General features: G+C 70.3%; 21 protein-coding genes and 1 pseudogene. 11 read left to right on the top strand and 11 right to left on the bottom strand.

Annotation, left to right across the window (positions count from 1 at the left end; all coding sequences use genetic code 11):
- The first annotated feature begins 343 nt into the window (after nucleotides 1-343).
- The 8 genes from F3T56_RS20430 (at nucleotide 344) to F3T56_RS20395 (ending at nucleotide 9,808) form a co-directional block, all read left to right on the top strand.
- Nucleotides 344-1,399, top strand: a complete 1,056-nt coding sequence (locus F3T56_RS20430) for a LacI family DNA-binding transcriptional regulator (protein WP_149826634.1) — start codon at nucleotides 344-346, stop codon at nucleotides 1,397-1,399.
- 137 nt (nucleotides 1,400-1,536) lie between these two features.
- Entirely contained in the window at nucleotides 1,537-2,781 is a 1,245-nt protein-coding gene (locus F3T56_RS20425) for a sugar ABC transporter substrate-binding protein (protein WP_149826633.1), read from the top strand.
- Nucleotides 2,782-2,801: 20 nt separating this feature from the next.
- On the top strand, nucleotides 2,802-3,773 hold the full coding sequence (locus F3T56_RS20420) for a carbohydrate ABC transporter permease (RefSeq protein ID WP_149826632.1): 972 nt from the start codon (nucleotides 2,802-2,804) through the stop codon (nucleotides 3,771-3,773).
- A gap of 5 nt (nucleotides 3,774-3,778) precedes the next feature.
- A complete protein-coding gene (locus F3T56_RS20415) occupies nucleotides 3,779-4,612 on the top strand; it encodes a carbohydrate ABC transporter permease (protein ID WP_149826631.1) in 834 nt (277 codons plus the stop codon).
- An 80-nt stretch (nucleotides 4,613-4,692) separates the two neighbouring features.
- Nucleotides 4,693-6,429: an amylo-alpha-1,6-glucosidase gene (locus tag F3T56_RS20410; RefSeq protein WP_149826630.1), complete on the top strand. Its 1,737-nt coding sequence runs from the start codon at nucleotides 4,693-4,695 to the stop codon at nucleotides 6,427-6,429.
- 53 nt (nucleotides 6,430-6,482) lie between these two features.
- Complete coding sequence (locus F3T56_RS20405; RefSeq protein WP_149826629.1) at nucleotides 6,483-7,097, top strand: TetR/AcrR family transcriptional regulator; 615 nt, start codon at nucleotides 6,483-6,485, stop codon at nucleotides 7,095-7,097.
- A gap of 191 nt (nucleotides 7,098-7,288) precedes the next feature.
- Complete coding sequence (locus F3T56_RS20400) at nucleotides 7,289-8,746, top strand: APC family permease (protein WP_149826628.1); 1,458 nt, start codon at nucleotides 7,289-7,291, stop codon at nucleotides 8,744-8,746.
- Nucleotides 8,747-8,929: 183 nt separating this feature from the next.
- Nucleotides 8,930-9,808 (top strand): PaaX family transcriptional regulator, encoded by an 879-nt coding sequence (locus F3T56_RS20395; protein ID WP_149826627.1) that lies wholly within the window; start codon nucleotides 8,930-8,932, stop codon nucleotides 9,806-9,808.
- A 407-nt stretch (nucleotides 9,809-10,215) separates the two neighbouring features.
- Here the strand turns inward: F3T56_RS20395 and F3T56_RS20385 are convergent, their stop codons facing one another.
- The 8 genes from F3T56_RS20385 to F3T56_RS20350 form a co-directional block, all read right to left on the bottom strand.
- Nucleotides 10,216-10,566 (bottom strand): AMP-binding protein, encoded by a 351-nt coding sequence (locus tag F3T56_RS20385; protein WP_246203725.1) that lies wholly within the window; start codon nucleotides 10,564-10,566, stop codon nucleotides 10,216-10,218.
- A 155-nt stretch (nucleotides 10,567-10,721) separates the two neighbouring features.
- Entirely contained in the window at nucleotides 10,722-12,143 is a 1,422-nt protein-coding gene (boxB, locus tag F3T56_RS20380) for a benzoyl-CoA 2,3-epoxidase subunit BoxB (RefSeq protein WP_149826626.1), read from the bottom strand.
- 4 nt (nucleotides 12,144-12,147) lie between these two features.
- Nucleotides 12,148-13,812 carry a 2,3-epoxybenzoyl-CoA dihydrolase gene (boxC, locus tag F3T56_RS20375; RefSeq protein ID WP_149826625.1) on the bottom strand — a complete coding sequence of 555 codons (1,665 nt, stop codon included), beginning with the start codon at nucleotides 13,810-13,812 and terminating at the stop codon, nucleotides 12,148-12,150.
- A gap of 121 nt (nucleotides 13,813-13,933) precedes the next feature.
- Nucleotides 13,934-14,647: an ABC transporter ATP-binding protein gene (locus tag F3T56_RS20370; protein ID WP_149826624.1), complete on the bottom strand. Its 714-nt coding sequence runs from the start codon at nucleotides 14,645-14,647 to the stop codon at nucleotides 13,934-13,936.
- Nucleotides 14,644-15,426, bottom strand: a complete 783-nt coding sequence (locus tag F3T56_RS20365) for an ABC transporter ATP-binding protein (protein ID WP_149826623.1) — start codon at nucleotides 15,424-15,426, stop codon at nucleotides 14,644-14,646. The genes F3T56_RS20370 and F3T56_RS20365 overlap by 4 nt, the downstream gene beginning before the upstream one ends.
- The gene (locus F3T56_RS20360; RefSeq protein ID WP_149826622.1) at nucleotides 15,423-16,484 is read right to left on the bottom strand and encodes a branched-chain amino acid ABC transporter permease; all 1,062 of its coding nucleotides are present in this window, start codon (nucleotides 16,482-16,484) and stop codon (nucleotides 15,423-15,425) included. Before F3T56_RS20360 ends, F3T56_RS20365 begins: the two co-directional genes overlap by 4 nt.
- The gene (locus F3T56_RS20355; protein WP_149826621.1) at nucleotides 16,481-17,353 is read right to left on the bottom strand and encodes a branched-chain amino acid ABC transporter permease; all 873 of its coding nucleotides are present in this window, start codon (nucleotides 17,351-17,353) and stop codon (nucleotides 16,481-16,483) included. Before F3T56_RS20355 ends, F3T56_RS20360 begins: the two co-directional genes overlap by 4 nt.
- An 11-nt stretch (nucleotides 17,354-17,364) precedes the next feature.
- On the bottom strand, nucleotides 17,365-18,561 hold the full coding sequence (locus F3T56_RS20350) for an ABC transporter substrate-binding protein (protein WP_149826620.1): 1,197 nt from the start codon (nucleotides 18,559-18,561) through the stop codon (nucleotides 17,365-17,367).
- Between the two features lie 153 nt (nucleotides 18,562-18,714).
- Between F3T56_RS20350 and F3T56_RS50110 the strand changes: the two are divergent.
- Nucleotides 18,715-19,235: pseudogene (locus tag F3T56_RS50110) on the top strand (beta-ketoacyl synthase N-terminal-like domain-containing protein).
- Nucleotides 19,236-19,295: 60 nt separating this feature from the next.
- Here F3T56_RS50110 and F3T56_RS20340 read toward each other — a convergent pair.
- Nucleotides 19,296-20,072: an aconitase family protein gene (locus tag F3T56_RS20340; RefSeq protein ID WP_246203719.1), complete on the bottom strand. Its 777-nt coding sequence runs from the start codon at nucleotides 20,070-20,072 to the stop codon at nucleotides 19,296-19,298.
- 212 nt (nucleotides 20,073-20,284) lie between these two features.
- Here F3T56_RS20340 and F3T56_RS20335 point away from each other — a divergent pair, with 212 nt between their 5' ends.
- Both F3T56_RS20335 and F3T56_RS20330 read left to right on the top strand, forming a co-directional pair.
- Nucleotides 20,285-20,488, top strand: a complete 204-nt coding sequence (locus F3T56_RS20335; RefSeq protein WP_149826619.1) for a hypothetical protein — start codon at nucleotides 20,285-20,287, stop codon at nucleotides 20,486-20,488.
- Nucleotides 20,489-20,735: 247 nt separating this feature from the next.
- Nucleotides 20,736-22,058 (top strand): phytase, encoded by a 1,323-nt coding sequence (locus F3T56_RS20330; RefSeq protein ID WP_149826618.1) that lies wholly within the window; start codon nucleotides 20,736-20,738, stop codon nucleotides 22,056-22,058.
- Between the two features lie 21 nt (nucleotides 22,059-22,079).
- Here the strand turns inward: F3T56_RS20330 and F3T56_RS20325 are convergent, their stop codons facing one another.
- Both F3T56_RS20325 and F3T56_RS20320 read right to left on the bottom strand, forming a co-directional pair.
- Entirely contained in the window at nucleotides 22,080-22,790 is a 711-nt protein-coding gene (locus tag F3T56_RS20325) for a FadR/GntR family transcriptional regulator (RefSeq protein WP_149826617.1), read from the bottom strand.
- Between the two features lie 6 nt (nucleotides 22,791-22,796).
- A complete protein-coding gene (locus tag F3T56_RS20320) occupies nucleotides 22,797-23,837 on the bottom strand; it encodes an ABC transporter permease (RefSeq protein WP_149826616.1) in 1,041 nt (346 codons plus the stop codon).
- Nucleotide 23,838: the final 1 nt, after the last annotated feature.

Raw genomic sequence — 23,838 nt, 5'->3', positions numbered from 1 at the left:
TGCGAATCGGTTCGATGATGTGGCGCCCGGCAGGGGCGGGGCGGATCGAACTCGCGCGGTTGCCGGAAGGAGTGCTTCATCGAACCGGTTCGGCGAAGCTAGCACCACGACAACTGGGCAGCAATCCCCGCGCCGCAAGGAATCGAGCAGGGGATTGGCCGAGCCATCGTCGCCGTCGCGGAAGTGCGGCCGGAGGTGTTGACAGGCGGGCGGGTAGTTCCTACCGTCGCTTCACGCGAACCGGTTCGACTACCGGCTCTCGATCCTCGCCCCTCCCCACACCCTCACGACCGGCAGTGCTCCCTCCTCCGAGGCGTCGAACCGGTTCGAGCAAGGAGTCGCCGTGAACATCGGTGAGATCGCCCGGCGCGCCGGTGTCTCGCGGAGCACCGTGTCCTACGCGCTGAGCGGCAAGCGCCCGGTGGCGGAGGACACGCGCCGCAGAATCCAGCAGGTCGTCGACGAGCTGGGCTACCGGCCCAGCGCCAGTGCGCGTGCCCTGGCCAACGGGCGGACCAGCACCTTCGGTCTGGTCTTCCCGCCGGCCGGGAACCACTACACGGGGATGCAGCTGGACTTCATCGGCAGCGTGGTGGAGGCCGCCGCGGCCTATGACTACGACGTGCTCATGTCGCCCAGTGGCGTGGACAGCGACCGCTCGTTCCAGCGGCTGCTGGGGGAGCGGCGGGTCGACGGCGCGATCCTGATGGAGATCAGGCTGGAGGACGACCGGGTCGATCACCTGGCCGCCCTGGACTTCCCCTCCGTCGCCATCGGCCGCACCGCCCACCCGGAGGGCGGCTGGTGGGTGGGACTGGACCACACCGCGCTGGCCGCGGCGTGCGTCCACCACCTGGCGGATCTCGGTCACCGCAGGGTGGCCTTCGTGAACCGCCCCGAGCAGCTGCTGCGGGCCGGGTACGAGTCCGCGCACCGCGGTCTGGACGGATTCACGAAGGCCGCGGCCGAGCGGGGGCTGACGGTGCGGACGTACTGCTGCGGGGACGACGCGGCGTCGGGCCAGGCGTGCCTGGAACGGATCCTGTACGACGACCCGTCCACGACGGCCCTGGTCACGCTGAACGAGGCCGCGCTGGGCGGCCTGTACCGGGGGCTCGCCAAGGCGGGCCGCCACGTGCCGCGCGACTTCTCCGTCACCGGGGTCGTGGCCGGCCGCTGGGCGGAGACGGTGACCCCGCAGCTCACCGCCGCGGACGTACCGGCGGCCGAGCTGGGCCGGCTCGCCGTCGAGCTCCTGGTGGAGCGGCTGGACCATCCCGACGCGCCGCCCCGGCACCACCTCCTCACGCCCCCGATCTCCCTGCGGGCCAGCACCGGACCCGCGGGAGCCATGCCCGCCGCGCTCGCTGCGGACGCAGGGCCCGACGCGACACCCTGACCGCACCGCAGGGGAAACCTCGCCCCTGCTGCCTCACCCCACCGACGTTCGAACCGCACATCGGTGTCGTTCGCCGTGCCCGCCTTCAGTAAACCCCTGCCCTCGGCACCCGCATTCCGGAAACAAAGGATCCCACCATGAACAGCTTCTCCAGACGGCGCCGTCTGACCACCGCAGCCCTGACCGCTCTGGCCGTCGTCACCAGTGCCACCGCATGCGGCGGCTCGGGCAGCACCGGCGCCCAGGGCGAGGACAGCGGCACGTACGCCATCTGGGACCCGTACCCGCAGTTCGACAAGAGCTCGGCCTGGGCGAAGCTGCTGGACGGCTGCGGCACCGAGGCCGGCGTGAAGATCAAGCGGACCGCCTTCGACACCAGTGACCTGTCCAACAAGGCGCTGCTGGCGGCGCAGCAGGACAACTCCGCGGACGTCCTCATCGTCGACAACCCGGTGGTGTCGACCCTGGCCGAGGCGGGCGTGCTCACCACGACCGACGACAACGAGCTGGACACCTCGAAGGTGGACCCCAACCTCCTCGCGGCCGGCCAGTCGGGCGGCAAGACGTACGGCACGCCGATCGGCGCCAACACCCTCGCCCTCTACTACAACAAGGACGTGCTGAATGAAGCCGGGGTGGACATCGACTCGGTCAAGGACTGGAAGTCACTGACGGCGGCGCTGGAGAAGGTCAAGAAGGCGGGCAAGAAGGGCATCACGTTCTCCGCGATCGGCACCGAGGAGGGCAGCTTCCAGTTCCTGCCGTGGTTCTGGGGCGCGGGCGCCGAGCTGACCGAACTCGACTCCGCCGAGGCCGTCTCCGCGCTGTCGCTCTGGAAGGACTGGCTGGACAAGGGCTACGCCCCGAACTCGGTGCTCAACAACACCCAGACCACCAGCTGGCAGGAGTTCGCGAGCGGTGACTACGCCTTCAGCGAGAACGGCACCTGGCAACTCGCCAACGCCGAGAAGGCGGGGTTCGAGTACGGCGTCCTTCCCGTCCCCGGCGTTTCCGGCGGCAACGCGGCCGCCCCGACCGGCGGCGAGTTCGTCACCATCCCGGTCCAGGGCGACACCGACCGCTACGCCACCTCTCAGAAGCTGGCGGCCTGCCTGACCAGCGCCCAGAACCTGTACGACACCGACACCACCCTCTCCTACGTGGCCCCCACCAGCGAGGTCCAGGACAAGCAGGTGGCGACGAACGCCGAGTTGAAGCCCTGGGTCGACGCGGTCAAGGCGGCCAAGGGGCGCACCAGCGACGACCTGGGCACCAAGTACCCGAAGATCTCCGAGCAGTTGTGGAAGGCCGTTCAGTCCTCGCTCAGCGGCTCGAAGTCCCCGAAGGACGCGCTGACCGCAGCCCAGTCCGCCGTCAAGTGACGGCAATTCAGGGCCCGTTGATGAGCCACACGACACAAGTGCCGCACCGTCGGCCCGTGCCCGAACCCAGCGGCGCGGCCGCCACCGCACCGCCCCCGGCACGGCGCCGGCCCACCTCCCAGCAGTGGGCCGCCTGGGCCTTCCTCGCCCCGGTGACCCTCTACCTCGCCCTCTTCTACGCCTATCCGCTCTACCGCAACATCGACCTGAGCCTGCGCGACTACACCGTCCGCTCCTTCGTCCAGGGCGACGCGCCGTTCACCGGCCTGGAGAACTACCGGACCGTCCTTGACGACCCGACCTTCGTCCCCGCCCTGCTCCACACCGTGGTGTTCACCGCCGTGTGCCTGGTCTTCCAGTACGCCATCGGCCTGGCCCTCGCGGTCTTCTTCAACCAGCACTTCCGGCTCTCGGCCACCCTGCGGGCCCTGTTCCTGGTGCCCTGGCTGCTGCCGCTGATCGTGTCGGCGTCCACCTGGTCGTGGATGCTCAACAGCGACTCCGGTGTGGTGAACGCCTTGTTGAGCGCTGTCGGTGTCGGGCCGGTGAACTGGCTGACCTCGCCGTCCTGGTCGCTGACCTCGGTGATCATCGCGAACATCTGGATCGGCGTCCCGTTCAACCTGGTCGTGCTCTACAGCGGCCTGCAGTCCATCCCTGCGAGCCTGTACGAGGCGGCGGCCCTCGACGGGGCGAACGCCTGGCAGCGCTTCTGGCGCGTCACCTTCCCGCTGCTGCGTCCGGTGTCCGCGATCACCCTGCTGCTGGGCCTCGTCTACACGCTCAAGGTCTTCGACATCATCTGGATCATGACCAAGGGTGGTCCGGCAGACTCGTCCACGACCTTCGCCACCTGGTCCTACCAACTCGGCTTCGGCAACCTGCTGCCCGCCTTCGGCCCGGGCGCGGCCGTCGGCAACCTGCTCGTGGTCGCCGCCCTGGTGTTCGGCCTCATCTACGTCCGGGTCCAGCGGAAGCAGGCGCTGTCATGAACCCCATGAACCTCACGAACCGAAGCCCCAGCCGTACGTGGTGGAAGACGGCCATCGGTCTGCTGCTGACCGCGGTCATGCTCTTCCCGGTCTACTGGATGCTGAACGTGTCCTTCACGCCTGAGCGGGACATGCGCAAGAGCCCGCCCGACCTGTTCCCCGCCCAGGGTACGCTGGACGGCTATCGCAGGGTCCTCGACGAGCAGTTGCCCTACCTGGCCACCAGTCTCGTCATCGGCCTGGGCACGGTCGCGCTGACCGTGGCCCTCGCCGCCCCTGCCGGCTACGCGCTCGCCAAGCTCCGCCCGCGCGGCGGCGGCATCCTGAACTTCGTCCTGCTGGCCGCCCAGATGATTCCCGGCATCATCATGGCGATGGGCTTCTACGCCATCTATCTCAGCCTCGGCCTGCTCCAGTCCGTCCCCGGCCTGATCGTCGCCGACTCCACCCTGGCCGTCCCCTTCGCCGTACTCATCTTCACGGCGTTCATGTCCGGCATACCCGGCGAACTGCTCCAGGCGGCGAAGACGGACGGCGCGGGACCGTTGCGCACCTTCTGGTCGGTCGTCCTGCCGATGAGCCGCAACGCCGTTGTCACGGTGTCGCTGTTCGCGTTCCTGTGGTCCTGGTCCGACTTCGTCTTCGCCGGCACCCTTGTCAACGGCGGTGCCCACGAGCCGATCACCCTCGGCATCTACCACTACATCGGCAACAACAACCAGGAGTGGAACGCGATCATGGCCACCGCCGTGGTGGCCTCACTCCCGGCCGCGGTCATCCTCGTCCTCGCCCAACGCTACGTCGCCGCCGGCGTCACCGCCGGTGCCGTCAAGGACTGACCTCCCCCACCCCCCCGTCACGACCTGACCGGCCGCGTGAAGCCGGCCGGTGTCCCCTGCCCGAGAAACGAGTCAGCTTCATGACCGCCGCCCGACCCGGCCCGGCCTTCTCCGTCCACGACATCCCGTTCAGCACACACGGCTCCTGGTTCGACATCTCGCCCGTGGTGGCGGAGAAGACATACGCCGAGGACCTCCACCTCGTCTCGCACCAGAACGGCATGCACGCCGTGCTGCGCCTGATGCCCCTGGACCTGTCGACGGGCGACCGGGCCGAGGCCCGCGTGGACGCGAGACCCGGCCTGCTCAGTTGGATCGGCGCGGGCGGACGCGTCGACCTCGCGTACGAGGCGCCGGACACCGTACGTCTGCGGGGGAGCGGCCTGGGCATCGGCGTCTTTGCCGCAGCGCGGACCCTGACCCCGTTCAGCGGCACGTACTTCTTCCACGACCCGGCCGTCGGCGCGCACGTGTTCACGTCGTACGAGACAGGCCGCCGCTACCGCGTCACCGTGCTGTCCGGCACCCTCGCCGACACGGCCGGAGTCCAGGCACTGGGCAGCGGCGACCGCGGTCTCGTCACGACCGCGGAGCCGGACGGGACCTGGGAGATCGCGATCGAGGAACTCGGCGCCGCTCGCCCGCCGTACGGGTCTTCGAGGGGCTTCGACGACGTCGTACGATCCGCGGAGAGCTCGTTCGCGGACTTCGTCGACAGGGTGGCCCCCTGGCGCTCGTCCGCGACCCCGGCCGCCGAACTCGCCGCGTACGTCGTCTGGTCGGCGACCGTGCACCCGGCGGGGCTGGTCACCCGGCCCGCCGTGCTGATGTCCAAGCACTGGATGGACAAGGTCTGGAGCTGGGACCACTGCTTCAACGCCCTTGCCCTGGCGCCGGGTTGTCCCGAACTCGCCCTGGACCAGTTCGCTCTGCCCTTCGACCATCAGGACGCCGGTGGCGCTCTGCCCGACTCGGTCACCCACTCCGAGGTCCTGTACAACTTCGTCAAACCGCCCATCCACGGCTGGGCCTTCAGCCACCTGCGCCACCGGTTGCCGACGCCCCCTGGCCCAGCCGAACTGGCCGATACATACGAGAGGCTGGAACGCTGGACGGACTTCTGGCTCACCGCGCGACGAGCCTCCGGGGCGGAACTGCCCCACTACCAGCACGGCAACGACAGCGGCTGGGACAACGCCACCACCTTCGACGCCGCGCGGGTGGTCGCCACCGCCGACCTGGCCGCGTTTCTCGTCCTTCAGCTGCGCGAACTCGCCTCCCTGGCAACACAGTTGCATCTGGCCGAGGAGGCCCATCGGTGGACGCGGGCAGCCGAGGAGACCCAAGCGGCACTGCTCGACCAGCTCTGGACCGGTGACAGGTTCGTCGCCCGCGCGGTCGCCACCGGGGACACCTGGAGCAGCTCCAGCCTCCTCGACCTGATGCCCATCGTGCTGGGCGAGCACCTGCCCGGCGATGTCAGCAGCGCGCTGGCCGACCGCATCAAGGCCCATCTGACCCCGTACGGACTCGCCACCGAACTGACCACCTCGCCGCACTACCGCGCCGACGGCTACTGGCGCGGTCCGATCTGGGCCCCCGCCACCGTCCTCATCGAGGACGGCCTGCGCCGTGCCGGCCACCACCGACTGGCCGACGACATCAGCGCCCGCTTCCGTGCCCTGTGCGAAAACCACGGCTTCGCCGAGAACTTCGACGCCCTCACCGGAACGGGCCTGCGCGACCGCGCCTACACCTGGACCGCCAGCAGTTACCTCCTCCTCGCCGAAGCGCACGTGCGCCGAGGCAGCCACTGACCGGCCCCCAGGCCCAGGACGGTGGCCTGCGGGCGCAGGGTAGGGTCGCGGTCATGACCGATCCCGCGGACGCCTCCGAGAACCGACGGCCGCGCAAGCGTGTGCACTACGGGGAGGGGCGCGAGGCCCTGTTGAACGCCGCCGTGCGGGTGGTGGCGCGTGGCGGGCTGCGCAAGCTCACCTACCGGGCGGTCGCACAGGAGGCCGGGGTCACCCATGGGCTGGTGGTCCACCACTTCGGCTCGCGCGACGCCCTGATCGAGGAGACACTCGCCCACACCATCAGGACCTCGCTGAACACCAGCGCGCTCGAACCCGGGACGGGTAAGGTCGCCGACTTCTCCTCGCGGCTTTCCGAGATGGTTACGGCGGATCCGGACACCCAGGCGTTCCAGTACGAACTGCTGCTGGAGTCCCGCCGCAGGCCGGAGCTGCTGCCGCAGATCCGCGCCCTGTACGACGAGTACTTCGACGCCACCCAGCGCGAACTGAGCCGCATGCTGCCCGCCGACGCCGACCGGGCGCTGACCCGGCTGGTCTTCGCAGCCCTGGACGGCCTCGTACTGCACCAGCTCGTCCTCGGCGAGCCCGACGTCACCGACGCGGCACTGGAGGAACTGCGCGCCCTGCTGAGGCTCCTCGAGGCCGACGGCAACCGCGGCGAATGAATCGCTGACCAGCGCGGACATCAGTACGACAAGAAGCCCCGGACCCGGCGTCCGGGGCTTCTCTCATCGGCCACCTGGCGGGAAAACCCAGCCCCACCCCTTGTCAAACGGATAGTTCCCCACCACTATGAGGCAACTCGTTTGGCTCGAAACAACTTCCCGCCCCTCCCCGCTCCCGGCAGGTGATTCGAGTGGACAGTCAGACAGCGGTTGCCGCAGAGACCGCTTCCGAACCATCCACGACAGGCAGGCTCAAGCCCGACTCTCTCGGCGTCCTGGGCATCCTCTTCTTCGTGCTCTCCGCGCAGGCGCCGCTGACCGGCATCGCCGGCGCCGTCCCCATCGCCGTCACCATCGGCAACGGAGCCGGCGCTCCCGCCGCCTACCTCGCGGCAGGCGTCGTGGTCCTGCTGTTCTCCGTCGGTTTCGTCGCCATGGGCCGCCATGTCGTGGACGCCGGCGCCTTCTACACCTATATCGGCAAGGGGCTCGGCCGCACGGCGGGCTCCGGCGGCGCCGGTGTCGCGCTCTTCGCCTACTGCGCCGTCCAGGCCGCCATGTACGGGCTGTACGGCGCCACGGTGAGCGGCCTGGTCGAGCACTACACCGGCGCCCACGTGGCGTGGTGGGTCTGGACCCTGGTCACGATGGTGATCGTCCAGGTCCTCGGCGCCTCGGGCATCGAGATGGGCGCCAAGATCCTCGCCGTGTTCGTGCTGGCGGAGTTCAGCATCCTGATCGTCTTCGCCCTGGTGACCTTCTTCAAGGGCGGCGGCCCCGAAGGGCTCGGCTTCACCGACAGCTTCTCGCCGTCCGCCGCGCTCCAGGGCGCTCCTGGCGTGGCGCTGATGTTCGCCGTGGCGTCGATGTTCGGCTTCGAGGCCACCGCCATCTACGGCGAGGAAGCCCGCGAGCCGCGCAGGACCGTCCCCCGGGCCACCTACCTCTCCGTCGCGGTGATCACCGGATTCTTCGCCTTCACCTCCTGGATGCTGGTCTCCGCCCACGGTGCGTCCGAGGCCGCGACCGAGGCGGGTCAGGCGCTGGAGAGCGGGGACGCCACCGCCTTCGTGTTCGCGCCGATCGCCGCCCAGTTCGGCGGCTGGGTCAACGACGTACTGCCGATCCTGCTGGCCACCTCCCTCTTCGCCGGCATCCTGGCGTTCCACAACTCCGCCAACCGCTACCTGTTCTCGCTCGGCCGCGAAGGGCTCCTGCCGCACGCGCTGACCGCCGTCAACCGCCGTCACTCGCCCTGGGCGGCCGGCACCGTGCAGACCGTGATCGCGGTGCTGCTGGTGATGCCCTTCGCGATCCTGGGCAAGGACCCGGTGCTGACCCTCTTCTCCTGGTTCAGTGGCGTCGCGGTGCTGGGGATCATGCTGCTCTACTTCCTGACGTCGGTCTCGGTGGTCGTCTTCTTCCGCCGCTCGGGCGCCGATACCCGCCCCTGGAACACGCTGATCGCCCCCGTCCTCGGCGCCCTGGGCATAGCCGGTGCCATCTGGTTGATCGTCGCGAACTTCACCACGCTCATCGGCGGCGACCGCACCACGGCCGTATGGCTCCAGGTCACCGTTCCGGTGGTGCTGGTCCTCGGCGTCGTCGCTGCCCGACTGACGCGAGCCAGGGTGCGGCCCACCGACTGAACATCGTGGTCACACTCACTGACGGCAATACTCTACTGAGATTTCTCGGAACGACAAGATATTGTGTAAGGAGGGGGAGGGGGCGCGCTTTCGGGCGCGGTCGCCCCGGATACGCTGATGGCCTCGGTGTCGCCTGACGGCGTGAGACGACGGATCGGCCGTCAGGGAGGGAAGTGAACGACCATGGTGGACGGTGCGTCGCGTGGAGCGGGCCGGAGCACGCGGCCGGTGGTCAGCCGGCGCCGCGAACTCGGTGACGTCAGCGCGCGGTCGCTGCTGATGACCATGCTCGGTGAGTACGTACTGCCGAAGGGCCGGCCGGTGTGGACGTCGGCGCTGGTGGAGGCGCTGGCGATGTTCGGTGTCGAGGAGAAGTCGGCCCGCCAGTCGCTCGCCCGGACGGCGGCGGAGGGCTGGCTGGTCTCGGAGCGGGTGGGCCGCCGGGTGCGCTGGGCGCTCACGCCGCCGGGGCGGCGGATGCTGACCGAGGGAGCGCAGCGTATCTATGACTTCGGCAGCGGCGAGCGCACCTGGAACGGCACCTGGCTGGTGGTTCTGGTCTCCGTGCCGGAGGCCAGGCGGGACCTGCGGCACCGCGTCCGTACCCGGCTCGCCTGGGCCGGCTTCGGCTCTCCGGAGCCCGGCGTGTGGATCACGCCCCACGCCGACCGTGAGGCGGAGGCGCTCGGCGTCCTCAAGGAACTTGGGCTCGCCGACGACGCGATGTCCTTCACCGCCACCTACGGCGCCGTGGGCAGCGAGGCGGCCATGGTGGCCCGCGCCTGGGACCTCAGCGAGGTGGAGGACCGCTACGAGGAGTTCATCGACGAGTTCACCGGCCTGCATCCCGCCGATGGCGACGCCGTCCTGCACGCGCAGACCATGCTGGTGCACGAGTGGCGCCGCTTCCCCTTCCTCGACCCGTGTCTGCCGCCGAAGCTGCTTCCCGCGAACTGGAGCGGCACCAAGGCGGCCGACCTCTTCCACGGCAGGCACGCCGAATGGAACCCGGTCGCGCTCGGGCGCTGGGAGGAACTGGCGGAGGCGCACGGCGCGGACTGAGGTCGCGGCGAAGACGTACGTTCACACGCCGAGGCCGGGGAAGACCTCGGCCGCGTTGCCGGACAGTACGCCGCGCAGGGTGTCCTCGGGCAGGCCGAGTGCGCGCAGTGCGGCGGCGTTGCGGGAGGCGCCGGGGACGCACGGCCAGTTTTGGAGGACACGGGGTGCGTGGCGCGGGGTTTTCTCGCCCCCGCCGCCCCTACCCGTCCCTCCCCCACTCTCGGCTTCGCTCGAGCGGGAGGTGCCCCCATCCAGGGGCTGCGCCCCTTCAACCCCCGCAGGAGAGCTCGGGGGGTGTGGTTTGTATGGCGGGTGCGGGTTGTACTGGGTTGCTCGCGCAGTTCCCCGCGCCCCTGAAAGCACGGCCCTGCGGGCCGCTGAAAAGACTGGGGCGCAGCCCCGTCTTTTCAGGGGCGCGGGGAACTGCGCGACAAGCCCCCACCCACCCGCACCCGGCTGCGGCCCCGGCCGTGGACCGGCAGTCCCGCGCAGTCGTCCCCGGTCAGGGCGACGTGCTCCACCTCCGGCGCCTCCGCGAGCGCCGCGCGGACGACCGGGCCGAACTCGGCGGAGCCCAGCACGACCCTGCAGCGTGAGTCGGCCACCAGCTTGCCCAGTTCACCGCCGGTGAGCATCGTCGACACGGGCACGGCGACGGCGCCGACGCGGAAGGCGGCGAGGATGCCGGTGAAGAGCTCCACGTCGTCCACCATGCACATCAGGACGCGCTCCTCCGGACGTACGCCGAGGGCCCGCAGCCCGGCAGCGACCCGGCGGACCTCACCGGACAGTTCACTCGTAGGTCAGGGCCCGCGTGGGAGTGACGAGGGCCGTGCGGGCGCCGTGGCCCTCCCGCACATGCCGGTCGACCAGGTAGTCCGTCGTGTTGAACACCTCAGGCATCCGGCTCACCTCACACCAGGCGGACGTATTCGTACTCGAACGGTTTGCCGTTGATGCCGTTGACCGGCGGTGCGACCCAGTGGGCGATCTTCCCGCGCTCGTACACCGGCCGCATCAGGGACCGTACGAACGCCAGGTCCTCCGGGGTGGGCAGCCAGTGGTGGCGGCCGGCCTCCCAGGTCGGCTCGTCGACGATCGTCCCGTCGGGCGTGATGTGGTGTCCGGCGGCGAGGCCGACGTTCCGGTTGAAGCCGGGGTGGGGCAGCGCCAGCCGGAAGTCGATCCCGTGGTCTTCCAGGATGCGGTTCCAGCGCTTGAGGCCGGTCTCGCAGTCGGAGATGTACTCGTCGCGCAGGTCCAGGTTGAGGGCGAGCAGCGCCGGGACCTCCTCCTGAGACCAACTGCCCTCGCTGTCCGGCTTGTCGAGGAAGGCACTGTCGTCGGTGAGCTTGTGGTCGTCCTTGCGGCGTTCCTCCTGCCAGCGGCCCTTGAGCCCGGCCGTGTAGTAGTTCGCCGCGTTCGTCGAGGTCTCGCTGCCGAAGAGGTCAAGGGAGACCGTGTAGTGGAAGTTGATGTACTTCTGGATGATGTCGAGCGGGATGCCGCCGCAGGCCGCGATCTCCAGGGTGTCGTGCTCGCGGATCAGCTGGGCGCTGCGGGTCACCACGCGGTCGACGCCGGTGGTGCCGACCATCATGTGGTGCGCCTCCTCTTTCAGCATGAACGAGCAGGTCCGCGACAGCGGGTCGAAGGCGCTCTCCTTGAGGGAGCCGAGTTGGTACTTGCCGTCCCGGTCGGTGAAGTACGTGAACATGTAGAAGGCCAGCCAGTCGGCGGTCTCCTCGTTGAACGCGCCCAGGATGCGCGGCGAGTCGGGGCTGCCGGAGTTGCGGTAGAGCAGTGCCTCGGCCTCCTCGCGGCCCTCCCGGCCGAAGTAGGCGTGCAGCAGATATACCATCGCCCACAGATGCCTGCCCTCCTCCACGTTGACCTGGAAGAGATTGCGCAGGTCGTACAGGCTCGGCGCGCTCAGCCCGAGGAGGCGCTGCTGCTCGACGGAGGCCGGCTCGGTGTCGCCCTGGACGACGATCAGCCGTTGCAGGTCGGCGCGGTACTCGCCGGGCACCTGCTGCCAGACCGGCTGCCCCTTGTGCTCGCCGAAGGCGATACGGCGGTCGGGGGTGGGCTCGGCCAGGAAGACGCCCCAGCGGTAGTCGGGCACGTTGACATGGCCGAAGTGGGCCCAGCCGTCGCGTCCGACCGACACGGCCGTACGCAGATACACGCCGTGGTTCTCCAGCGCGGGGCCCATCTCGCCCCACCAGCCGAGGAACTTGGGCTGCCAGCCCTCCAGGGCGCGCTGGAGGCGGCGGTCGTCGGCGAGGCCGACGTTGTTGGGGATCTTGGAGTCGTAGTCGATCCGAGTGGGCATCGGGTCACACTCGCTTCCGGTCGTAGACCGCCTTCTGACCGGTGCCGTAGCGGCGCAGCGCGCCCTCCGGGCCGGAGGCGTTGGGGCGTATGAAGATCCAGTTCTGCCAGGCGGTGAGCCGGCCGAAGATCTTGGTCTCGATGGTCTCCGGGCCGACGAACCGGTGGTTGGCCTCCATCCCGGTCAGCGCGTCCGGGCTCAGGGCCGCCCTGGCCTCCAGGACGATGCGGATCTCGTCCTCCCAGTCGATGTCGTCGGGCGCGTCGGTGACGAGCCCGAGTTCGCGGGCCTGGGCCGCGCTCAACGGCTGCCCGGCATCGCGGCGCAGCCAGTCGACGTGGTCGTCCTCCCGGTAGAAGCGGGACTGGAGGCGGGATAGGCCGTTGCCCATGGGAAAGGTGCCGAAGTTCGCCTCGGAGAGGGTGAGTTGAGCGCGTAGGGCGCTGTCCGGGTCCTCGATCGGAGGGCCGTCCAGCATGTACTGCAAGTCGCAGGCCAGGGCGAGCTCCAGCAACAGTCCGGCGAAGCAACTGCCCGGCTCGATCAGCGCGATGAGGCTGCGGCTGGTGACGTCGAGCCGCTTCAGGGTGCGCTTGTAGTAGTGCGTGATCTCGCCCGCGAGCCAGTCGCCGTCGGCGGCGGCTGTGCGAACGGCCCGCTCGTGGGCCAGTACGAGCTCGGGGTCGCCCTCCGTGCGCAGCACCCACGTGCCCAGCTCGGTCTCGTTCGTCCGCAGCCGCAGGATCAGGTCGTCGAGTTCGCGGGTGAGGGCCAGCAGCCATCCGTCGGCGCCCTGCGCGTGGAGCGCGGCGGCGTCGGCGGGCGCGTCTTCCCCGGGGGCCCGCACCGTGATGTTCACCAGGCCCAGCGAGCGGTCGTACGCGGCGCGCACGTGCCGGTAGGCGATGCCGTCCTCGGTGACTTCCCGTTCCAGCGGCGTCAGTTCGATGCCCCGGACGTCCGCCGGGCGGGGGCTCCGCCCGGCCGCCTCCAGGGCGCGCTGCTCGACGACCGTACGGAAGTCCCGGCGCGGCACGACCTCGTCGACCAGCCGCCAGTCCACCGCCGTCTTGCCGCGGATGCCGTCGCTGCGGGTGGCGAAGAGGTCGGCGAGGTCCTTGCGGACGCGGCGTTTGTCGGTGACCCGGGTCAGCCCGCCGGTGCCGGGCAGTACGCCAAGCAGCGGGACCTCGGGCAGCGCCACCGCCGAGGAGTTGTCGTCGATCAGCAGGATCCGGTCGCAGGCCAGCGCGAGCTCGTAACCACCGCCCGCACAGGAGCCGTTGACCGCGGCGATGAAGGTCATCCCGGAGTGCTCCGAGGAGTCCTCCATGCTGTTGCGGGTCTCGTTGGTGAACTTGCAGAAGTTCACCTTCCACTGGTGCGGGGAGGCCGCCAGCATCCGGATGTTGGCCCCGGCGCAGAAGACCTTCTCCTTCGCGCTGGTCACCACCACCGACCGCACCTCGGGGTGCTCGAACCGCAGCCGCTGGAGCGCGTCGTTCAGCTCGATGTCCACGCCCAGGTCGTAGGAGTTGAGCTTCAACTCGTACCCGGGGACCAGGCCGCCCTGCTCGTCGACGTCCATCTCCAGCCACGCGACCGGCCCGTCCGTGCGGAGCTTCCAGTGCCGGTACGCGTCCGGACTCCGGTCGAAGGAAACCACCATGACGAGCGCCTCCTCGCGCTAGCGCAGGTACCGATGGAGTAATCTTCTACAGCAGTTCTGAAATGCGTCAAGGTTTTGTAGAAGTAGCGCCGGAGTTGGCGGGCGTACGTCACCGCGCGACTCAGCCCACGCCGAGGAGGCTGTGGGCCCGTTGCCGGTCCTGACGGAAGTCGGCGGTGGAACTCCTGTGCACGATGCGGCCCTTCTGCATCACCGCCACCTCGTCGGCCAGGCGGAAGGCCAGATGCAGGTCCTGCTCCACCAGCACGGCCGCGATGCCCTCGCCGCGCAGGCCCTCCAGCACCCCCGCGATCAGGTCGACGACCGCGGGGGCGAGGCCGTCCGAGGGCTCGTCCAGGAGCAGCAGCCGGGGGTTCCGCAGCAGCGCCCGGCCGATGGTCAGCATCTGCTGCTCCCCGCCGGAGAGTTGATCGCCCCGGTGGCCGCGCCGCTCGGCGAGGCGGGGCATCAGCTCGTAGACGCGTTTCGTGTCCCAGGGGCCGGGGCTGTCCTTGGCCGCCCGGGCCGCGAGGGTCAGGTTCTCCTCCACGGTGAGGGGCGCGAACACGCGTCGGCCCTGGGGCACGATCGCGACGCCGGTGCGGGCGACGGTGTGCGCGGCCGCTCCGGCGAGTTCGCGTCCGTCCACGCGGATGCTGCCGGAGTACGGCTTGAGCATCCCCATCACCGTGTGGACGAAGGTGGACTTGCCGACGCCGTTGCGGCCGAGCAGAGCCACGACGGTGCCGGCGGGTACGGTGAGGTCGACGCCGTCGAGCACGGTGGTGCCCGCGTAGCCCGCACGCACGTCGCGCACGCTGAGCAGGTCGGTCATCGCGGTCCTCCGGCGTCGGTGAAGAGGTCCTCGGTCCTGGCGGAACCGAGATACGCCCGCTGTACGGCGTCGTCGGCCCGGATCGCCTCCGGTGGTCCGGAGGCGAGGACCTTGCCCAGGTGCAGCACGGTGACCAGGTCGGCGAGGCGGAACACCACCTCCAGGTCGTGTTCCACGATGAGCACGGTCAGGTCCTCGGGGAGCCGTTCCATCAGGGTCACGAACCGCTCGGTCTCCGCGGCGGACATCCCCGCGGTGGGCTCGTCGAACATGACCAGCGCGGGTTCGGTGGCGAGCACCATCGCGACCTCCAGCTGGCGGCGCTCGCCGTGGGACAGGGCGGCCACCTTGTCCTGGGCACGCCCGGACAGCCCCACGGAGTCCAGGTGGCGGCGCGCTTCCGCCTCGGTGTGCTTGAAGCGCCGGGCCGCCCGGTCGAAACGGTGGGTCACCCGGTGGACGCGCTGCACGGCGAGCGCGACGTTGTCCAGTACAGAGCAGCCGAGGAACAGACTGGAGTGCTGGTACGTGCGGACCATGCCGCGCCGGGCCCGGTCCGCCTCCGGCAGGGAGGTGACGTCCCGCCCGGACAGCAGGACGCTTCCGCTCGACGCTCGCAGTGTCCCGGCGACGGTCGCGAACAGCGTCGACTTTCCGGCGCCGTTGGGCCCGATCAGCGCATGCCGCTCACCCCGCGCGATCGTCAGGTCCACACCATCGACGGCGGTGAGCGAGCCGTAGGAGCGGGTCAGCCCGCGCAGTTCCAGAAGAGGGCTCACGAGGGGTTCTCCTTCCGGCGGCGGGCGCGGGTGACGACCCGCAGGCGCCCACCGGTCAGGCCCGCCAGGCCACGCGGCATCAGGAAGACCACGGCGACGAACACCACGCCCAGCACCAGCGGGCCGTGGCCGCCGATCGACGCGGAGAGGTTGTCGCGGACGAGCAGCACGAGCGCCGCGCCGAGACAGGGCCCCCACAGGCTGCCCGCACCCCCGATGACCACGCTGAGCAGAGCCAGCGCCGCGACCTCGAACGCCATGTCGCCGGGCGAGAAGAACCGGGCCTGCTGCGCCCACAGGGCCCCGCCGATCCCGGCGACGGCCCCCGCCAGGCAGAAGACGCCGTACCGCGCGAGCGCCGGACGGTAACCGAGCGCCCGCATCCGGGCCTCGTTGTCGCGGATGCCCCGCAGCGTCCGCCCGTAGGGGGAGCGGGCGACCAGCGCGACGGCCGCGAACACCAGGACCGCCACGGCGAGCACCCACCAGTACACGAACCCCGCGGCGAGCAGCGAGGGCCCGCCGAACAGACTGATCGGCGGCATCCCGGCCAGCCCGTTGCTGCCGCCCACCACGGACCAGGTGTCGGCCACCTGGTGCACCGACTCGCCGATCGCGAGGGTCAGCATGAGGAACACGATGCCCCGGGCCCGTACGGCAACCCAGCCGGTGACCGCGGCCGTCACCAGGCCCATGACCAGGCCCGCCAGCGCCTGCACCAGCGCGTCCGCGGTGATGTGGATCCCGACCAGCACCGCCGTGTAGGCACCGGCACCGAAGTACGCCGCCTGCCCCAGCGAGGGCAACCCCGTGACCCCGGTCAGCAGGTCGACGCCGATCACCAGCACCGCGAACGCCAGCATCCGGGTCATGGCCGACACCGGATAAGGGGCCAGCACCAGCGGGGCCGCCGCCAGCAGTGCGACGACCCCGACGGTGACCACGGCCCGCCGCCGGCGCGGGTGGTCCGCACCGCCGACGGCAGGGGTGTCCACGACGGGAATCGAGTCCTTCAGTGCAGGTGTGCCGCCGCGTATCTCCTCCGCCTCCGCCTTCATGCGTGCACCCCCGACCTGGCCGGGAGCAGACCCGCCGGCCGCAGCAGCAGGACCAGGGCCATCGCGGCGAAGACGAGGAACGACGCGTACTCCGGCAGCAGCGCGGTCCCGAGCGCCTGCACCTGACCGATCAGTACGGCGCCGAGCAGCGCACCCCGGACCGAGCCCAGACCGCCGATCACCACCACGACCAGCGCGAGCAGCAACACCTTCTCGTCCAGGCCGGGTTGGGCGCCGAGAATCGGACCGGCCAGTACCCCGCCGACCGCGGCCAGCGCCGCGCCCGCCGCGAAGACGCCGACCAGCACCCGGCCGGTGTTGACGCCCAGCGCCGCCACCATCGCGCGGTCGGCGACGGTGGCCCGGATCAGCGAACCCAGCGGACTGCGCTCCACCAGGACGTACACGGCCACCGCCAGCACCGCGCCGAACCCGATCACGAGCAGGCGGTAGACCGGGTAGGTCTCGCCGAGCACCGTGACACCGCCGGCGACCGGTTCGGGGGCGGCGATGGAGTGCACGTCGTTGCCGAAGACCAGTGACAGCCCCTCGCCGACCACCAGGGCCACGCCGAGGGTGAGGAGGGCCTGGTCGAGATGGTGCGGGGTGGCCCGGGTCAGGGAGGCCAGCAGGCCTCCGAGGACCGCCCCGGCCACGGCCGCCGCCAGGACCGCCAGGACGAAGGGCGCCACACCCGCGCCGTCGGACACGAGTGCCACCGCCACGTAGGCGCCGACCAGATAGACCGCGCCGTGGGCCAGGTTCAGCACGTCCATCATGCCGAACACCAACGACAGGCCCAGCGCGATGGCGAAGAGCAGAGAGCCCATCGCCAGCCCGTTGAGAACGCTGACCAGGTGGGTCGCCATCCCGGCCCCGCTCACTCCAGCTCGCCGACGACCGCGTTGACGGCTGTCCCGCCACTGGTCTCGACCTCGCGCAGGTAGTACGTCTGCTCCGCGTTGTGGTCGGCGTCGAACTTCCACGGGCCCCGGGGACTGTCGACCGAACCGACCTTGCCCAGCGCCTCCACCAGGGCGTCACCGCCGTCACCGCCCGCCCCGGCCAGCGCCTTGTCGAGGACGGCGGCGGTGTCGTAACCCTGGACCGCGTAGACCGTCGGCGGCTTCTTCGCCGCCTTCTCGTACGCGGCCACGAACTCCTTGTTGACCGGTGTGTCCAGTTCCGTCGAGTAGTGCAGCGAGGTCTTCACCCCGACCGCGGCCGCGCCCTGCGCGGCGAGCGCCCCGCCCTCGGTGAGGAAGCCGGTGCCGTACAGGGGTGTCTTGCCGGCGAGGCCGAACTGCTTGTACTGCTTGACGAAGTTGACCGCCTCGGCGCCGGCGTAGAAGGCGAAGACGGCGTCGGCGCCGGACTCGCGGATCGCCGAGAGGTAGGGCTGGAAGTCCTGCGTCTTGCCGAACGGGGTGTACTTCTCGCCCGCGACCTTGCCGCCGGCCGCCTCGAAGGTCTTGCGGAAGCCCGCGACCATCTCCTTGCCCGCGGCGTAGTCGGCGGCGACGAGGTAGACGCCGCCCTTGACCTCCTTCGCGACGGCCGGGCCCAGCGCGGCGGACACGTCGCCGTTGCTGAAACTCGTCCGCCACACGTACGCGGACTTGCGGGCGCCGGTGATGTCGTCGGCGCCCGCGTTGGCGATCAGCAGCGGCTTCTTGGACTCGTGGAAGAAGTCGCGCAGACCCAGCGCGGTCGCCGAGTTGACCACTCCGGCGACCGCGGTGACCTGGTTCTGGTCGACGAGTTTCTGGGCGGCGGGCACGCCGGTCTGCGGGCCCTCGCCCTCGTCGGCGGTCACGAGGTCCACCTCGCGGCCGCCGAGCTTGCCGTCGTGCTGGTCGAGGTAGAGCTCGAAGCCGGCCTTCATGTCCTCGCCGATGGGGGCGTAGACACCCGACAACGGCACCAGCAACCCGATCCTGACCTTTTCGGAACGGGCCCCTCCGGACCCGCTCCCGCCGGACTCGTCGAGGCTCGACCCACAGCCCGACAGCGCCAGGGCACCGAGGGCGAGTCCGGCGAGCGTTCTGGTCAGCGAGACGAGAGAGACAGCACCCATAACAGCTCCTGGTGTGGGCCGGGGTGGGAAGGATGCGCCAGCATCTACATCTCGTCTCCGCAGCGTCAATACTCTGTCAAGGATTGCTCCTCTCGTGACCCGCCGCCCGGCCAAGGCTCCGACGGCGCACGGGCCTCCGGCGCGGTTGTGGTGATGGGCACCCCTGGTGCCGCGGACGCTTCCGCCTTGAACTCTGCGCCCAGTTTTGCCGTCTATACCTCTGACGCGTCACGGCAGTACAAGTCGACTGACGCCGACTTTGAGCCATCGGCACGTCTTGAGGAGTTGACTATGAACACGTCGTCGGCAGAGTCGGCTCCGATCGCCGTCGTCGGCATGGACCGCCGGTTCCCCGGCGCCGAAGACGCCGATGCCTTCTGGGAGTTACTGGACGGGGGACGTCACCACTCGGCACCGCTGCCCACGGATCGAGGCTGGGACCAGACGTTCCTCTACAACGAGGACAGGGCGGCCGAGGGCTCCACCTACGTGCGGCGCGGGGCTTCCTGGAGGAGGTGGCCGGGTTCGACGCGGCGTTCTTCGGGATCGGCCCGCTCGAAGCCTCGGCCATGGACCCTCAGCAGCGCCTCCTGATGGAGAGCACCTGGCGTGCGCTGGAACATGCGCGCATCGCACCCGGGAGCCTGAAGAACAGCGCGACCGCGTGTACGTAGGGCTCGTCGACAGCAGCTATAGAAGCGGTTAGTGGAGGGTGACGGGGTTGGTGCCGACGGTCAGGTCGTCGAGCCCTTCGTACGTCGACTCCGGGTCCCAGGGGAAACGGGTGCCGCCGGGTGCCTCGATCTCCTGCCAGGCCCTGCCGGATGCGTGCGGCGTTGGCGCGGAACAGCTCCGGTCGTACGAACTCCGCGACGCACTCGGCGACTTCCTCGTCGGACGGCCAGAGGTCCTGGAGCGGGCTGCCCTTTGCGGTCGGTACCGATCGGTTCCCGGTCGAAGTCGTGCAGGACCGATCCGGCCAGGGCGTAGGCGACGACGAGGGGAGGAGAGGCGAGGTACGACAGGGAGATGCGCGGGTTGACCCGGCCCGCGAAGTTGCGGTTGCCGGAGAGGACGGCGACCGGTTCAGTGGCGCCGGCCTCGGCGAGGCGTTCCATCTCCGGATGCAGTGGGCCGGAGTTGCCGATGCAGGTCATACAGCCGAAGCCGACGATGTGAAAGCCGGTCTTCTCCAGCGTGGGCAGTAGCCCGGACTCGCGCAGATACTCCTCGACCACCCTTGAACCGGGGGAGAGGGGGGTCTTGACCCAGGGTTTGGCGGTCAGCCCCAACCGGACCGCCCGCTCGGCCAGTAGACCCGCCTGCACGACGAGCGCCGGGCTGGCGGTGTTGGTGCAGCTGGTGATGGCGGCGACGGCGACCGGGCCGTCGGGCAGCGGCTCACCGAACGCGTGGGCTCGGTGGTCGTACGCCCTCCCTCCCGCCCGCCGGAACGAGGCCGGGAGCCGGGACAGCGGCAGTCGCTGGTGCGGCAGGTTCGGGCCCGCCACACTCGGCTCGACGGCGCCGAGGTCGAGGTCGAGAAGCTGGTCGAGCCCACACCATCGTCCTGCTGTGTCACGGACGTCCGGCCGACGGCCCGGGCCACTACATCGAGCTGGATCCCGACAACTGGTTGCTGCCTGCGGATGTACTCACCGGCACCCCGCCGCAACGCCTGTACCTCATCACCTGTTGGGGCGGCGGCATCCCCGGTCAGGCCATGACCGAGCCCGTGACCGTCGCCACCCTTGCCCTGGTGCGCGGATCCGTGGAGGTGCTCGCGACCGTTGGCGAATACGGTGACAGCGGCGACGGGGACGCCTTCGCCCGCTGGGTACTGGAACAACGGCGCACCACCGACATCTCCGCGAGTCGTGCCGTCCATGTGGCCAGTAAGCGGATCCTCGACCTCCCCGGCAGCTGAGACTGGACGCTGAGGGACTGGGCGCCCCTGTTGCCGATCGGTACCTTCCACGACTGACCGAGTCCGGCTCCGACCTCGTCCTGTGCGGTGTCTGACCATCGGGCGAACATCGGCCAAAACCCCACCCTGTTGTCGGTCGCGGCATGGACAGCTCACGTCCCCCTGCGCGCAAGCTTCTCTCCGCACCATCTGCATGTCCCCGACAGCCGGGGCATCCGACGATCTCCATGACGGTAAGGAAGCGCCCGTGAGAACTCCCCGGACCGCTCGAAGAGTTGCCCTTCTCGCCTCCGGCACCGCGCTGACCACCTTCCTCGCGGCATCCCCCGCAGGGGCGGACGCGTCCGGGTCCGGTCTCCAGGTGGTCACCGCCACCAGCGAGTCCGCCGCGCTCTACGACGACGAGGCGGGCGGCAACTCCGACGCGGACGACCCCGCGATCTGGCGGAACCCCGCCGACCCGGGCCGCAGCCTCGTCGTGGCCACCGCCAAGGAGGGTGGTCTGCGGGTCTACGACCTGGACGCCCGGCTGGTGCAGTCGCTGCCCGCGCCGAAGCCGCCGGCGGAGGACGACGCCCCGGGCCGCTACAACAACGTCGACCTCGTCACCGGCCTGCGCACCTCCACCGGCCGGGCCGACGTGGCGGTGGTCAGCGACCGCGGCAACGACCGGCTGCGGATCTACCGCATCGACCCGTCCCGCCCGGACGGCCCGCTCACCGACATCACCGACCCGGCCGCCGCGCCCGTCTTCTCCGCCGATCAGGCCGAGATCAACGACCAGCGCACCGCGTACGGCCTGGCCACCTGGACCGACAAGGCCAGCGGCCGTACGTACGCCCTGGCCAGCCGGAGGGAGCGGACCGGCCTCGCCCTGCTCGAACTCCTGCCGACGGCCGACGGCAAGGTCGGCTACCGCAAGATCCGCACCCTCGACCTGCCCGCCTCCTTCCGCCTGCCCGACGGCACCACCTGGAGCCCTTGCGGCGAACCCGGTGAACTCCCGCAGGTCGAGGGCATGGTCGTCGATCCCGCCACCGGATCGCTCTACGCCGGCCAGGAGGACGTCGGCATCTGGCGGCTGCGTGCCGACCTCACCGGCAAGCCGGTCCTGGTGGACAAGGTCAGGGAGTACGGCATCCCCGGGACGTACGACGAGGAGACCGAGGAGTGCACGCCGGGCGCCGACCCCGGCTACGGCGGCACGCGGCTTTCGGCCGACGTCGAGGGCCTGACGCTCTATCAGGAGTCGGACGGGGACGGCTATTTGCTCGCCTCCAGCCAGGGCGACAACAGCTTCGCCCTGTACGACCGTGAGGTGAGCGAGGGCAACGAGTACGAGGGCGGCTTCCGGATCGGGGCCGCGACGGACACGCTCGACAGCGTGGAGGAGTGCGACGGCGCCGCCATCATGAACGCCCCGCTGGGCACCCGCTACCCGCGCGGCCTCCTCGTCGTCCAGGACGGCCACGAGACCCCCGGCGTACCGGACGGGGAGGGCGGCACCCGCACGGCCACCGGCTTCAAGTTCGTGGACCTCGGTGCCGTGGTGGACGCCACCGACATGTGACGGCCCGCTCCGGCCGCCGGGTCACTCCCGGCGGCCGGACCCGGCGCGGGCGGGGGCCTCGACGAGGTCGGCCGCCAGCCACTGTTCCACGGCGGCGACATGGACCGTCGCGGCGGAGACGGCCAGTTGGGCGTCGCGGCTGCGCAGGGCGCGGAGGATCTCCTCGTGCTCCCGGTGGGCGTGTTCCACGGCCCGCTCGGTCCGGGTGGCCCGGACGATACGGGCCCGCTGGGTCCGGGTGGAGAGCACACGGAGCAGCATGGACAGCACCGGGTTGCCGACGGCCTCGACGATGCGCAGATGGAACGCGATGTCATGGCCGACGAACTCCTCGACCGTGGCGGCGGCCCGGGACCGTTCCAGGATGGCACCGAGTTCCCGGAGGTCCTCCTCTGTGAGCAGTACGGCGGCCACGCCGGTCGCCTGGGGCTCCAACAGCCTGCGTACCTGGAGCAGTTGCAGGGCCGTGTGGCCCTGGGAGACGTCCGAGGCGAAGGAGAGCGACTCGAGCAGGAGATGGGGCTCCAGGCTGGACACATAGGTGCCGTCGCCCTGCCGGGTGACCAGGATCCGCATGGCGGTCAGCGCCCGGACCGCCTCCCGCAGTGAACTGCGCGACAGGCCGAGCTGCCCGGCGAGGTCCTCCTCCTTGGGCAGCCGGGAGCCCGGGGCGAGCTCACCGGCCACGATCATCGCCTTGATCTTGTCCATCGCCTCGTCCGTGAGCGCCACCCCCGTCTACTCCTGCTTCTCGCCCGAGGCGAAGCGGGAGATGATCAGGGCGACGATGATGATCGCGCCGTTGAGGAACTGGTTCCACAGCGGCGGCACACCCGCCAGCGTCATGACGTTGACGACGAGTTGCAGCGTCAGGACGCCGGTGAGGGCGCCGAAGATCGACCCCTTGCCGCCGTTGAGGCTCACCCCGCCGATGACGGTCGCGGCGAAGACCTGGAAGATCCAGCCGCTGCCCTGGGTGGCGGAGATGGACCCGTAGTGCCCGCTGTAGAGGATGCCGGCGAACGCGGCCAGCACACTGCCGAGGATCAGCACCGCCCACACGATCCGGTCGACCCGGATACCGGCGGTGCGGGCCGCCTCCGCGTTGCCGCCGATCGCGTACAGCGCCCGGCCGTGCCGCAGCCAGGCCAGTGCGCTGCCACCGAGGGCGAAGAGCACCACGCAGATCCAGATCGCGGCCGGCACACCCAGCCACGACGCCTTTCCGAGGTAGGTGAAGGAGGACGGCAGTTCCACGATGGACTGGCCCTCCGAGAGGGCGACCTGGAGACCGCGCAGCATGGTCAGCATGCCGAGGGTGACGATGAAGCCGTTGAGACGCAGCTTCAGGATCAGGAAGCCGTTGACGGCCCCGATCACCACACCCACCAGCAGACACAGCGGCACGGCCGTCCACTCGGGCAGCAGCCCGAGGCCGGTGAACCGGGCTCCGCTGGTCGGCAGGACCAGCCATACGGCGATGACGGGCGCCACGCCGATCGTGGACTCCAGGGACAGGTCCATCCGGCCGCAGATCAGGATCAGCGCGGTGGCCAGGACCAGCAGGCTCAGCTCGGTGGACTGCTGGGCCACCCCGATGAGGTTGTCGGCGGTCAGGAAGGCCGGCGAGACGATGAACCCGATCAGGCCCAGGACGAGGATCGCCGGGACCAGGGACAGCTCACGGAAGCGACCGAGGTCGAGCCCGCGGCGGGTGTCTCCGGCGGTCTCCCGCGCCACGCTCGCGGCGGGGTCGGTGACATCAGTGGTGGCGGACATG

The organism is Streptomyces tailanensis, assembly GCF_008386495.1.
Lineage (GTDB): Bacteria > Actinomycetota > Actinomycetes > Streptomycetales > Streptomycetaceae > Streptomyces > Streptomyces tailanensis.
This window is presented reverse-complemented; position numbering and strand designations above follow the sequence as displayed.